The sequence below is a fragment of the Nonomuraea composti genome, from assembly GCF_012034275.1.
Lineage (GTDB): Bacteria > Actinomycetota > Actinomycetes > Streptosporangiales > Streptosporangiaceae > Nonomuraea > Nonomuraea composti.
Window position 1 is genome coordinate 16,595 of sequence record NZ_JAATEP010000039.1, and the last position, 12,554, is coordinate 29,148.

General features: G+C 71.1%; 14 protein-coding genes. 9 read left to right on the top strand and 5 right to left on the bottom strand.

Features of this window, described 5'->3' with window-relative positions:
* Window positions 1-131 precede the first annotated feature (131 nt).
* From HCN51_RS39755 to HCN51_RS39780, 6 genes are all read left to right on the top strand, one after another.
* Window positions 132-953, top strand: a complete 822-nt coding sequence (locus tag HCN51_RS39755) for a CPBP family intramembrane glutamic endopeptidase (protein WP_168017239.1) — start codon at window positions 132-134, stop codon at window positions 951-953.
* On the top strand, window positions 950-2,128 hold the full coding sequence (locus HCN51_RS39760; RefSeq protein ID WP_168017240.1) for a histidine kinase: 1,179 nt from the start codon (window positions 950-952) through the stop codon (window positions 2,126-2,128). The genes HCN51_RS39755 and HCN51_RS39760 overlap by 4 nt, the downstream gene beginning before the upstream one ends.
* A gap of 60 nt (window positions 2,129-2,188) precedes the next feature.
* Window positions 2,189-2,968 (top strand): ATP-binding protein, encoded by a 780-nt coding sequence (locus tag HCN51_RS39765; protein ID WP_168017241.1) that lies wholly within the window; start codon window positions 2,189-2,191, stop codon window positions 2,966-2,968.
* A complete protein-coding gene (locus tag HCN51_RS39770) occupies window positions 2,961-4,343 on the top strand; it encodes an ATPase domain-containing protein (RefSeq protein WP_206068429.1) in 1,383 nt (460 codons plus the stop codon). The genes HCN51_RS39765 and HCN51_RS39770 overlap by 8 nt, the downstream gene beginning before the upstream one ends.
* Complete coding sequence (locus HCN51_RS39775) at window positions 4,336-4,644, top strand: STAS domain-containing protein (RefSeq protein WP_168017242.1); 309 nt, start codon at window positions 4,336-4,338, stop codon at window positions 4,642-4,644. Before HCN51_RS39770 ends, HCN51_RS39775 begins: the two co-directional genes overlap by 8 nt.
* Before the next feature lie 177 nt (window positions 4,645-4,821).
* Entirely contained in the window at window positions 4,822-5,586 is a 765-nt protein-coding gene (locus HCN51_RS39780; protein ID WP_168017243.1) for an NBR1-Ig-like domain-containing protein, read from the top strand.
* A 65-nt stretch (window positions 5,587-5,651) separates the two neighbouring features.
* Here the strand turns inward: HCN51_RS39780 and HCN51_RS39785 are convergent, their stop codons facing one another.
* The 5 genes from HCN51_RS39785 to HCN51_RS39805 form a co-directional block, all read right to left on the bottom strand.
* The gene (locus HCN51_RS39785) at window positions 5,652-6,638 is read right to left on the bottom strand and encodes a SpoIID/LytB domain-containing protein (protein ID WP_206068430.1); all 987 of its coding nucleotides are present in this window, start codon (window positions 6,636-6,638) and stop codon (window positions 5,652-5,654) included.
* 17 nt (window positions 6,639-6,655) lie between these two features.
* On the bottom strand, window positions 6,656-7,534 hold the full coding sequence (locus tag HCN51_RS39790) for a peptidase inhibitor family I36 protein (RefSeq protein WP_168017245.1): 879 nt from the start codon (window positions 7,532-7,534) through the stop codon (window positions 6,656-6,658).
* A gap of 46 nt (window positions 7,535-7,580) precedes the next feature.
* A complete protein-coding gene (locus HCN51_RS39795; RefSeq protein WP_168017246.1) occupies window positions 7,581-8,420 on the bottom strand; it encodes a peptidoglycan-binding domain-containing protein in 840 nt (279 codons plus the stop codon).
* A 135-nt stretch (window positions 8,421-8,555) separates the two neighbouring features.
* Window positions 8,556-8,963 (bottom strand): SDR family NAD(P)-dependent oxidoreductase, encoded by a 408-nt coding sequence (locus tag HCN51_RS62585; protein WP_346433963.1) that lies wholly within the window; start codon window positions 8,961-8,963, stop codon window positions 8,556-8,558.
* Window positions 8,875-9,618 (bottom strand): SDR family oxidoreductase, encoded by a 744-nt coding sequence (locus HCN51_RS39805; protein ID WP_168017247.1) that lies wholly within the window; start codon window positions 9,616-9,618, stop codon window positions 8,875-8,877. Before HCN51_RS39805 ends, HCN51_RS62585 begins: the two co-directional genes overlap by 89 nt.
* A gap of 297 nt (window positions 9,619-9,915) precedes the next feature.
* Between HCN51_RS39805 and HCN51_RS39810 the strand changes: the two genes are divergently transcribed.
* The 3 genes from HCN51_RS39810 to HCN51_RS39820 all read left to right on the top strand — a co-directional run bounded on the left by HCN51_RS39810 (window position 9,916) and on the right by HCN51_RS39820 (window position 12,520).
* Entirely contained in the window at window positions 9,916-10,122 is a 207-nt protein-coding gene (locus HCN51_RS39810) for a cold-shock protein (RefSeq protein ID WP_168017248.1), read from the top strand.
* A gap of 172 nt (window positions 10,123-10,294) precedes the next feature.
* The gene (locus HCN51_RS39815) at window positions 10,295-11,575 is read left to right on the top strand and encodes a DUF5994 family protein (RefSeq protein ID WP_168017249.1); all 1,281 of its coding nucleotides are present in this window, start codon (window positions 10,295-10,297) and stop codon (window positions 11,573-11,575) included.
* A 678-nt stretch (window positions 11,576-12,253) separates the two neighbouring features.
* On the top strand, window positions 12,254-12,520 hold the full coding sequence (locus HCN51_RS39820) for a helix-turn-helix domain-containing protein (RefSeq protein WP_240973754.1): 267 nt from the start codon (window positions 12,254-12,256) through the stop codon (window positions 12,518-12,520).
* Window positions 12,521-12,554 lie beyond the last annotated feature (34 nt).

The following is a 12,554-nucleotide window of genomic DNA, read 5'->3' on the forward strand; positions in this document are numbered from 1 at the left end:
CGCCTGTCCCTCGTGCGAGCTACCCGCGAGTGTCCGCCGCACGGTGACGATTTCCGATCGCCGGATCCCTAGCGTTACGGGCATGACGCGACGATGCCCGTCGCGAAGTCCCCCCAGGTGAGGAAGTCGTCATGCGGTTGTTGAAACAGCTGGTCCCCGTCGCGCTGGTCGCCTTCGTCGGTGGCGCGCTCGCCGGCGCGGTGCAGGGGATCTGGATCCTCACCCTGCTCGTCGGCGTCGCGACGGCCGCGCTCGCCGTGTACGTGTACGCCCGCGTGGTGCGCTGGTCCGAGCGTCGCGACCCGGTGGAGGTGGGCAGGCAAGGGGCCGTCCCCGCCGTCCTCCGGGGGTTGCTGATCGGCGGCGCCCTGTTCGGGGCCGTCATCCTCAACATCGCCCTCGTGGGCGGCTATCACGTCGACGGCCTGGGATCCCTGACGGGCGCGCTCGGGGTGTTCGGCTTCATGGCCGCCGCGGCGGTGACGGAGGAGCTGCTGTTTCGCGGGATCCTGTTCAGGCTCGTCGAGGAACGCGTCGGAACGTGGCTCGCGCTGACGCTGACCGCGCTGCTGTTCGGCGCGTCGCACCTGTTCAACCCGCACGCCACCCTGTGGGGCGCGATCGCCATCGCGATCGAGGCGGGCGGCATGCTCGCCGCCGCCTACGCCGCCACCCGCACCCTGTGGGTGCCCATCGGGGTGCACTTCGGCTGGAACTTCGCGGCGGCCGGCATCTTCGGCGCGGAGGTCTCGGGCAACGGCACCCCCCAGGGGCTGCTGCACGGCGTGACGTCGGGGCCCACCTGGATCACGGGCGGCGAGTTCGGCCCGGAGGGCAGCATGTACGCGGTGGTGTTCGGCCTGCTGCTGACGGTCGTGTTCATGTGGCTGGCCCGCCGGCGCGGCAACGTGGTCCCGCTGCGGCGCCGCGCGAACGCTACGCTCGACGGATGACCCTGCGGCGCGTCACGGACCTGTGGCGGCGATGCGACGTCGTGGTCCGTGACCTACCGCTCGGGCTGCTGCTCGCCGGCGCGTCCCTGCTGCCCGCCCTCCACGGCAGGGGGACACAGGTCGGCGACCTGCCCACCCGGCCCTTCGACGCGCTGGCCGTCCTGGTGGTCGTGCTCGAATGCCTCCCGCTGGCCGTGCGCCGGCGGTGGCCGGCCGTCTGCCTCTTCCTGGTGTCGCTCGGCTTCGCCCTCGACCAGCTGCGGGGCTACCACGTGTTCGCCAGCAACGCGATGCCCATCGCGCTCATCAGCGCGGGCGCCCATCTCGAACGCGGCCGGCGGGTCGCGGCAGGGCTGCTCACCGCCGCGTACGTGCCCCTCGCGATCGCGGTCGACCGGCTCGGCGCGACCGAGAAGGCGGACGGCTACGTGATCTTCTACCTGGCGCTGGCCCTCGCCTGGGGCATCGGCGCCTGGCTGCGCGCCACCCGAGCCGCCGAGGCGGAGCGCCGCCGCCACGCCGCCGAGGCCGCCCGCGCCGCCGAGCGCACCCGGATCGCCCGCGAGCTGCACGACGTGGTGACCCACCACGTGACGGCGATGGTCGTCCAGGCGGAGGCGGCCCGCTACCTGACCGCCGCCCCCGACCGCCTCGACACGACGCTCAGCGCCGTCACCGACACCGGGCGGCGGGCCATCACCGACCTGCGGCACATGCTCGACCTGCTCAAGCCCGACCACGACACCGACGTCGGCGCGAGCTCCCCGGGCGAGCTGCGCACGCTCGTGGAGCAGACCCGGCGGGCCGGGCAGCCGGTGGAGTTCACCGAGGAGGGAAGCCCGGCGGAGTCGGCGGGCAGCGCCGAGTTCGTCACCTACAGGGTCGTCCAGGAGGCCCTGACGAACGCGCTCAAATACGCGCACGGCAGCCGTACCGTCGTCCGCGTGCGTTACGGCGAGCAGGAGATCAGCGTGGAGGTCAGCACCGACGGCGCCGTCTCCAGGACCGCCTCTCTGGGCGGGAGCGGGCGCGGCCTGGCTGGCCTCCGCGAACGCGTCGACGCCCTCGGCGGCGCGTTCAGCGCCGACCGGCAGGCGGGCGGCGGCTTCCTCGTACGGGCCCGCATCCCCGCCGGCGGCGCCGATCTGCTTAGCGGGGGCTGGGGCCGGGCATAGAGGTGGGCATGATGCCGCCCCGGGTCACCGTGGGCGGGAGGGCCGGAGGGAGGCCCAGGTATGGCCTTAGTGCCTGGCTCCGAAGCGAGCGAGCCGATCGAGCACCTGTTCACGGTGAGCCCCGGCGTGCTGGCCGACATCCGGGCCTTCGTCGGCCGGCTGGCCGAGGAGGCGGGCCTCGCCGACCGGGAGCGGGATCGGATCGTGCTGGTCACGCACGAGCTGTCGGCCAACGCGATCGAGCACGGCGCCACCGACATGATCTCCGTGCGGTGGGAGGACACCGACCAGGGTGTCTGGATCACCGTGTCGGATCAGGGCGTGTTCGAGGTCGGCGTGACGCTCGGCGATCGCGGGCGGGGCCTGCGGATCGTGCTCGCCCTGGCCGACGAGGTGACGATCCGGCCGGGCCGGCGCGGCGACCAGGGCACGGTGGTGCGGCTGCGGATGCCTGTCCGCGCGAGCGGGCCGGCGGTCCTGCCGCGGATTCTCCTCGTGGACGGTGACCGGTTCTCCGGCCGGTCGTTGTCCTCCTTCCTCGACGCCGAGGGCTACCCCACGGTGGTGACGGGGTCGGCGCAGGCGGGCCGCGACGAGTCGGCGAGCCCGCCCCGCCTCGCGATCGTCGACCTGATGACCTCCAACGGCCTGACCGTCCAGCTCTGCGCGGACCTCACGCGGGCGGGCGTCCCGGTCCTGGCCATGTCGATCCTGCCGCCGCCCGCGAACCTGCGCTCCAGCCGGTTCCTGCGCAAGCCGGTGCATCCTCTGGAGGTGCTGGCCGCGGTGCGGCTGCTGACCGAGCCGTCCGGCGCCGCCTCGGAGGTGCGCCGTGCCTGAGCGGCGGCTGGCGAGCGGGCAGGCCCGGCTCGACGCGATACTCGGCGGCGGCCTGATCAACCCGTCCGTCGCCCTCATCGCGGGCCTGCCGGGCAGCGGCAAGACCGTCCTGGCGCAGCAGTACGCGTTCGCGAACGGCACCGAGCGGCTTCCCGCGATCTACCTCAGCACCGTCGCCGAACCGTTGAGCAAGATCCTGTACTTCGGCGAGGCCCTGTCGTTCTTCGACCCCGGCCGGGTCGGCAGGGAGGTGCTGTTCGAGGATCTCAGCGGCGAGCTCGACGACGACGGCCTGACCGGCATCCTCCACCGCATCACCGCCCGGGTCGAGCGGCAGCCGTGCTCGCTCCTGGTCATCGACAGCTTCCGCGCGCTGCGCTACCGCGGGGTCGGCGAGCGGGACTTCGAGGGCTTCGTCCACCAGCTCGCCGGTCACCTGGCCGCCACCGGCACGATGGCGCTGTGGCTCGGCGAGTACCGGCGCGACGAGCTGGAGGGCTGCCCGGAGTTCGCCGTCGCCGACGCCGCCGTCCTGCTCGCCACCGAGGACTCCGGGCAGCGCGACAACCGGGCCCTGCGGGTGCTGAAGCTGCGCGGCAGCGGTTTCCGCTCCGGCGCGCACGCCTACCGCATCGAGAGCGCCGGCGTGCGGGTGTTCCCGCGGCTCAGCGACGTCGACGCCGGCTCGTACGAGCTGGGCGAGCGCCGGGCGACCTCCGGCATCTCCGCGCTGGACGAGCTGGTCGGCGACGGCTACTGGCCCGGCTCCGCCACCCTGGTGATCGGCCCGTCGGGATCCGGCAAGACGGTGATGGGGCTGCAGTTCATCTACGGCGGGGCGAAACTGGGCGAACCCGGGGTTTACGCCTCGATGCAGGAGAACCGCGTCCAGCTCGAACGCATGATCGGCGGGTTCGGCTGGGACGTCCGCGAGCGGGCCGCCGTGCTGCGCTGCGACTCACCCAACGACATCTACATCGACCAGTGGTACTACGACCTGCTCGAAACCATCAGAGCGACCGGCGCGCACCGCCTGGTGATCGACAGCCTCGGTGACCTCGCGGCCGCGTGCCCCGATGAGAAACGGTTCAGGGAGTTCGTCTACGCGTTGCTCAACCACTGCTCCCGGGCGGGCATCAGCGTCCTGCTGACCTACGAGTCGGCTGAGCTGTACGGCCACACCAGGCTGTCCGAACGCGGAGTGTCGCACCTGTCCGACAACGTGATCCTGCTGCAGTACCTGCGGAACGAGACGCACGTCGGGCGGGCGCTGACCGTGCTGAAGACCCGAGCCAGCCGTCATGTCCCGCAGCCTCACGAATTCGACATCACCCACGATGGCATCAACATCAAGGCACCCCTCAAGATTGTTTGAGGCGCACCGGGACCCGGTCCACCCGCACACCGTGCACCTCATCGGCGAGCTGGACGTCACCAGCTGCGACGTCCTGGAGGCCGCGCTCCGCGAGGCGGCGCGCCCGGGCCGCGACCTCGTCGTCGACTGCGGCCGGCTGCGCTTCATCGACGCGGCGGGGATCGCCGTCCTGGTGCGCGCCGCCCGGATGATCGGCCACGGGCACCTGCGGCTCACGAACGTGCGGGCCGGCCTGGCCGAGCTCATCGACCTGCTCCACTTGGCCGCCACCGTGCCGAATCTCCGCCATGACCATGCGTGACCACCGGACAGCGCTTTCCCCGCGCCCCCGGAAAGGTGGAAACGCCGCCCTTGGGGTGGTTCGTACTGTTACCTTCGCACGGTGGACGACAGACGTGCACGGGCGGAGGCGATCGCGGGATTCGCGACGATCCTCCGGGAGTTACGCAGCGCATCCGGTAACCCCCCTTTCCGTGAGATGTCCGGCCGGTCGGGGGCGATCTCCCACACGACGCTGCACGAGGCCACGAAGGGCAACCGGCTCCCGAGCTGGGAGACCACGGTGGAGTTCGTCAAGGCCTGCGGCGCGGACCCGGCGGCGTACCGCGAACGCTGGGAGAGCGCCAACCAGGCGGTCAGGTCGACAAGCACCGCTCCGTCCGGGCCGCCGCCTCCCGCGCGGGACCAGGGAAGGCGGCTTCGGCCGGTTCACCTGGCGGCGGTGGTGGTCGTCCTGGCGGGAGCGGTGGTCCTCACGGTGGTCGCCGTCAATCGCGGCGCCCGGCCCGCCACGCCCAGCATCACCGTGACCAGCAGCCCGTCCCTCGTCGCGTTCTCCCCGGCCGAGTGCCCCGTGCCCGCGACCAACCCGCCCTGGGCCGCCCCCCTGTACGAAGGCGACAAGGCCGAGTTCGTCGAGGACGTCACCCTTCCCGACTGCACCCGCGTCGGCGCCGGCGAGACCGTGACCAAGGTGTGGCGGCTCAGGAACGCCGGGACCGTGCCGTGGAAGGGCTACTCGCTGCGCCGCCTCGACGTGACCCAGCAGAACCACCACTGCCAGACCATCTCCGACGTGCCGATCGCGGACACCCAGCCGGGCGAGACGGTCGACATCCGGACCGACGTCACCACGCCCCGCAAGCCGGGCCTGTGCTACGTCCGCTTCAAGATGGTGGACGCCACCGGGGCGATCGTGTTCCCCGGCAACCGGCCGATCAACTTCCAGCTCATCGTCGGCTGACAGCGCGGGTTCTCCGCCGTGCCGGCACGGCGGAGAACCGGAGCGGGACGCCGGCCTCAAGAGCCTCAGGAGGCGCTGAGCACGATCCCCGTGTAGTAGTGCTTGAGGATCCTGGAGTAGCTCCAGCCCGCCGCGGCCTTGTCGCGGGAGCCGTACTGCGACATCCAGTCGCCGTCGACCCAGTTGCCGCATGCCGTCGTCGTGGCGCAGTACTGCGCACGGAAGATCTTCCCGCCGCGGGTCAGGCGGGCGCCCCAGGTGGCGTCCACGGCGGCGTTCGTCGTCGCCTTGGCGGAGCCGGGCTCGTACACCTGGCTCGACGTGTGGTCGTAGACGTCGAAGCACTGGCCGCTCGGCGTCTTGCGGTTGGAGTGCAGCGCCCAATACCAGCCGAAGTTCTTCACGGCCATCGCCCCGGCCTTCAGCGACTCGGCGGGCCAGCTCGACACCCACTCGTTCGGCAGGACGTTCTTCACGTAGGTCTTGAAGTCCACCCGCTCCACGCGGTCCAGGGAGGTCCGGTAGACGAGGATCGTCGTGGGCAGCTTCGTGTCCGTGCCGTCGGTCTTGCACTCGGCCGGCGATGAGGGCGGCGAGGTGGGCGGCGGCGTGGGTGGGGGCGCGGAGCCCAGGAACTGGTGCGAGGCGTTCTGGTTCTTGAGGGTGGCGTTCAGGTTGCCTTTGGCGCCGGCGGCGAAGTCCTGGTAGGTGCCGGCGTATCCGGTGTTGTAGTAGACGCGGACGGTTTTGCTGCTGCGGTTCCAGACGGAGGCGGCGGCGTTCTTGATGCATTCGCCCTTGCCGGCGCCGGGGCCCTTGAAGTCGTAGCAGGTGGGTTGGGTGGTGGCGTAGTCGGCGACCGATGCGGTGAAGTCGGAGACCGATCCCTGGTTGTCGCTGTTGAAGTAGTAGCAGAACTCGCCGCTGTCGCAGACGCCGTCCCGGCTCGCGGCCGAGGCGGGCGTCGCGGTGGCGAGCAGCCCCCCGCCGAGCGCCAGCGCGGTGGCCGCCGCGGCGAGCCTCGGTAACAACCAGACCGTTCGTGCGAGCACAGTCGTCCTCCTCATCGCTATCGGACGTTGTAGCCCTGGGAGTTCCAGAACGAGGTCGGGTTCGGGTTGTCCAGGTGCGGGTCGCCGACGCTCTTGGCCGCCCGCGTCTGCCGTCCCGGTCGCATCTCGACGTGGGTGTGCGCGGACGCGCGGCTCGACACCCCGTGCCACGACTCCGTGGCGATGACCTGGCCGCGGGTGACCTGCTGGCCCACGCGCAACGAGGAGAGCGGAGCGGAGTGCAGGTAGATCACCGTCTTGTTCGCGGCGGCATTGTAGATGGCGATCGTGGACAGGTTCGCCCGGCCGGTCGCCCCGCGTACGACGTTGATGACCTCGCCCGCGACCAGCGCGTGCACGTTCGAGCCCACGCCGCGGGCGATGTCGATGCCCTCGTGCCGGCCCTCCGTCGAGGTGTAGCCGTCGAAGCCGCAGGTGATCGTGCCGCTGGCCGTGTACAGCGAGTACGACATGTTGCTGCGCGACGACGAGGACGGGCCGAACTCGTGCGAGGCGTTCTGGTTCTTGAGGGTGGCGTTCAGGTTGCCTTTGGCGCCGGCGGCGAAGTCCTGGTAGGTGCCGGCGTATCCGGTGTTGTAGTAGACGCGGACGGTCTTGCTGCTGCGGTTCCAGACGGAGGCGGCGGCGTTCTTGATGCATTCGCCCTTGCCGGCGCCGGGGCCCTTGAAGTCGTAGCAGGTGGGTTGGGTGGTGGCGTAGTCGGCGACCGATGCGGTGAAGTCGGAGACCGATCCCTGGTTGTCGCTGTTGAAGTAGTAGCAGAACTCGCCGCTGTCGCAGACGCCGTCCCGGCTCGCGGCCGAGGCGGGCGCGGCGGCGGCGAGCAGCCCCCCGCCGAGCGCCATCGCGGTGAGGATCGTGGTGAACGTTCTCATGCTGTTCTCCTTGGTTCCGGTTCGGAAAGATCGAGTCGCGCACGGGTCAGCGGCGCCGGTACTCCTCCCAGGTGCGGATGGTCACCGCCGGGCCGTCGTCCTCGCCCCGGTCGGCGAGCCCGTTCAGGCCGAGGTAGTAGTCGCCCACCTGGTGCTGGGCCTGGCCCGACAGGCTCGGGTCGCTGATCGCGGCGGCGTGGATGTGCCAGGGCCAGTCGCCCTGCCGCGGGCTGCGCACCCAGGCGGCGAACCCGACCACCCGCAACGCGCGGACGACCGCCGTGCGGGTGGCGGCGCTCATCCCCGCCACGGAGACGTCGACGACACCGCCGCCGTCGTGGGTGCCCGCCGAGGTAGGGTCGCCGCCCGGGTTGTACGAGCCCTGGTCCAGGACGAGCTCGCGCCCGAGCAGCCGCTCGGCCTCCGTCAGCATGCCGTTCGTACGGGCGTTGACCACGAACCCGCCGGTGGACACCCGCCCACCGGGATCGATGACGGCGGTGACCTTGAAGCGGCCGGCGCCCAGCTTGGTGAGCGACGCCTTGCCCGGCAGGCCGTTGGCGTCGAGCCCCGTCAGGCCGAGTGACTTCTGATACTTCGCGTAGGCCGCGACCGTGGTCGTGCCGAAGTACCCGTCCACCCACTTCGCATCCAGCAGGCTCCGGTCACGCAACGCCTGCTCGACGAGGAGCACGCTGTCCTTGGCCCCAGGGGTCAGCGTGCTGTCGGGCCGCCGCGGGTCGATCTGGGCCGCCTTGACGGTGGCCTCCATGCTGACGCTGGGAAGGGCCCCCGCCCCGGCCGCCTGCGCCCCGCCGGTCCCGGTCAGCAGTGAAGCGAACAGAACGGCGGGGGCGAGTGCGGCGGCGCGTGCGGGCAGCGTCATAGTGACTCCTGGGTGCGGGGTGAGGCGTCGAGACCTGAGCGACGAGGACCAACGTCGCGGTCCGCTCACGTGTCCGCAAGGCGAACGGTGTTGTCAGCCTGTCCGGCATGCGGCTCTTACGCGTGTACGCGCAGGTCAGAGGCAGCCCGGGGGAGTCACTGCCCGAGCGTTCCCAAGGACACCTGCCGGTCGGGCGCGTACGGCGAGCGTGACGTGCGCGCCCGCCGCCGCCAGGGCGCGGGCCGTCTCCGCGCCGATGCCGGAGGCCGCTCCGGTGACGACGGCGCGCTCGCCCGTGAGATCCACGCCGTCGAGGACGTCGGCGGTGGTGGAACGAGCGCCGCCTTGACGAACGCCATGGACAGGGAGAGGTGCTCGTTCAGAACCGGCCGCAACAAGGACCCGATCACATGGGACCCGATCACATGGGACCAGAGGTGACCGGCGCTTCAGGTCAGACGCCCGCGCCCTTCCTGGCCCTGAGCCAGTCGTCGAACGTCTGCGTGCCCCGCGGCCCAGGGCCCGTCGGAAGCAGGCGGCCACGGCTCGTCCCGCCGGGGAAGTACACGGGCAGGACCGGACGCCGCCGGGCGAGGCCCGCGGCGATGAGGCGCCGGGCCATGCCGACCAGCGACTCGACCCGCGGCCCGGCCAGCTCGGCGGCCATCGCCTGCGGCGCGTCGGCGGCGAGGCCGGCGAGCGTCGCGGCCACTTCCTGCACGGCGACCGGCTGGATCCGTGCCGCCGGCACCACCGCGACCGGCCCCGGCACCCCGCTCAGCACCTGGCCCGCGAACTCGTGGAACTGCGTCGCCCGCAGGATGGTCCACGGCACCCCACCGCCCCGGACGATCTCCTCCTGCCGCAGCTTGCCCGCGTAGTACGGGTTCCTGACCCGGTCGACCCCCACGATCGACAGCGTCACGAGGTGCCGCACCCCGGCCCGCTCGGCCGCCCGCACGAGGTGCCGCCCCGCCCGGTCGAAGAAGTCCACCGACACCGACTTGCGCAGCGTGGTCACGTTGCTGACGTCGACGACCGCCTCCACCCCGTCCAGCGCCGCGTCCAGCCCCGCCCCGCTCAGCAGATCGACGCCCTGCCCGCGCGACAGCACCACGGGCGCGTGCCCGCGGGCCCGCAGTGCCTCCACCACCAGCCGCCCCGTCATCCCGGTCCCACCCGCAACCGCGATCCTCATGACCGCTCCCGTCCTCTCGGCGCCGTACATGAGCAAAGACGAAGCGAACGGCACGATTCGTGACACTTTCCCCCGTCACGAACGACGAGACAGGGGGAATGTGGACTGCTCCGCTCAAGTGTGGTAGGCTGATGAGCGTTGCAGTTGTTGTACCCATAAGACTTTGTGCGCACCTGGCAGACGATTCTCCAGGTGCGTTTTTTGTTTCCGGTCATCTCCGGGTGGGCTTCATCGCGGCGACACCGCGGTTCGCACAGTGCGGATCGCGTGACTCCCCAATCTCTGAAGGAGATCGCCATGGCATCCGGAACCGTGAAGTGGTTCAACTCCGAAAAGGGCTTCGGCTTCATCGAGCAGGACGGCGGCGGCGCCGACGTCTTCGCGCACTACTCCAACATCGTCGCCAACGGCGGCTACCGTGAGCTGCACGAGGGCCAGAAGGTGTCCTTCGACGTCGTCCAGGGCCAGAAGGGCCCGCAGGCGGAGAACATCGTGGCCGCCTGACCTGACGCGGCCTAGGGTTCGGGCCCGCACCCACCATGGGTGCGGGCCCGCACCATGTCCGGCCCCGGGCGGCGTATGGTGAGTTGTCCGGGACATTTCGCACGCCGGCAACCGTGCCGGCGTCGCCCCGGACACCACCGGCCCTTCACGCCGGAGACAGGCGGCACGCCTGATGCCGAACCGCCACTCACCAGCGGCACCCGTCGCCCTCCAGCCGGCCCGGGTGTTCCTCGAACCCACGCTGACCCGCGACGGACCGCTCGACGGGGCCTGGTGGCCGCACTCCCGCGACCTGCGCCGCGAGCTGCCCGCCCTCGTCCGCGTCCTCCAGGACCGGCTCGGGCCCGTCCTGCGGATCGGGCTCGACACCGCCACCTGGGACGATGTCCCGGCGCACCTGCTCATCGACGGTTGTTTCGTCCGCGTCAGCGGCCTGTCGTCGACCCCGAACACCATCAGGGTGATGCGCGGCGGCCAAGACGGGTTCATGCTCCTGGTGGTCCCGCCGCACACCGCCGGCCCTCTCGCGGCCGCCGCGATGAGAACCGCCGCGAGCACGGGCAACACGCTGTCCGCCGACGAGATCCTCGCCCCGTTCCACCTGCTCCCCGGCTCCTCGGCGGCGGGGCGAAGAATCCGCCGCTACCAGGAGTCCGACAGCGCGGCGGTGCTCGCGCTCGTCGATGCCGACCGTCTCCCGGGCCGGCCGGCGTGCACCCCGCAGCTGCTCGACGACGCCCTGTCCGGCGGTCCCGATCCCCGCTCCGGCCTCGAACGTCCCAGAACCGACGTGCTGCTGGATCCGGACGGCCAGGCCATCGGAGTCGTCTCGTACGCGGCACACCGCGATCGCGGCTCCGGGCACATCCTGTGGCTGCACGGGCGCGAGACCCTGGACGTCGTCGAAGCGCTCGTCCGTCACGCCCTGCGCGGGCTGGGCGACGGCGTACCCGTGCACGCCTTCGCCGCCGACCCCGGACCGGGCCCGGCCGCCCCAGCGGCCCTGCCCGCCGCGCGCCGGCCCGTGACGCGGAAAGTCTTGGAGCACGCCGGGTTCGTCGCCCGGAACTCCTGGCGCTACCTGCGCCGTACGGCACCTTGCGCCCTCCGCGCCCCGGCGTCCCCGGTGGTCGAGGCCGTCGCCACCAGCACTCCGCCGGGCTGGTGGCTGAAGGCCCGGGACGACGACGCCGCGGCCGAGCTGGTCGTCCAGGAGCCGATCGGCTGCCTGTGCGTCCTGTGGTGGTTCGGCGCGGCCGGTGGCCACGCCGACGAGGAGCTCGAACGGGAGCTGCTCTTCCACGCGGACGCACTCCTGCGCGAACAGGCAGCGTCCGAGACGATCCTGTACGCGGCCGGCGACCCGGAACCATCCTGGGCGCTGTTCGACGTGGCCGGCTTCACGCAGATCGACAACCTGCTCTCCTTCACCCGCCCGAACGCCACCGGCTGACGGCGCGAGCGGGCCGGGCGGGAAGCTTGCCATGCCCGGATCCGAAAATCTGTAGCGGCGATGGTAGACATTCGCGAGTGGGCGTACTATGGTTTCTGACATAGCAAGAAACGGATCCATCGGGCAGCGAAAGTAGTTCCTGGCATCACGACGAACTGCCCGCAGCAAGACGAAGTCAGAGGTCGAAGTCAGAGGTCGACGGCAGAAGGTCGGACGTGACGGGCCAGCGCAGTAGGTAGGGGCCCTGATCGTGGACGCGCTGCCGAAGATGAAGTTGGCAAGTGGTCCGGAAGAGAAAGAAAGAAAGAGGAAGGGAGTGTAGACGCCATCGGGATCGCCCGTTGCCGGCTGAAGTTGCGCCGCTCGGGTACCGCAGTTCCACGGGATTGGTAGGTGGTCTACGGTCACGCATCCGCGATCCGCGCATCGCCGTCGCTCAGTACGGTGGATGCGCACAACAGTAAGCCGGCCGGACGGCCGGTAGATGGTGTTGAACTCTTTCGGGGCCCCGGCGCAACAGGCGCCGGGGCCCCTGTGCGCGTGATGAGAAGGGAATGTATGGATCAACGTCGCTCGGCTGCCGAGGGTGACACGCTGGCTCCCGGCAGGATTACGGAAACGACGGCCGAACGCACGGCCGAAGACCGGTTCGACGATGAGGACTACCCCGCCTACAGCATGGGCGCGGCCGCCGAGATGCTCGGCGTCACCCCCACGTTCCTGAGAGCTCTGGGCGCCGCGGGTCTGATCGAGCCGAAACGCTCCAGCGGCGGCCACCGCCGCTACTCCCGCTACCAGTTGCGGCTGGCCGCGCGGGCCCGGGAGCTCGTCGATCAGGGCACTCCCGTGGAAGCCGCCTGCCGGATCATCATCCTGGAAGACCAGCTCGCCGAGGCGCAGCGGATCAACGCCGCATACGAACGCGAGCGCAGGGCCGGAACCTAGCGGCCGACAGCGCCCCTGCGGCCTGGTCTCGACT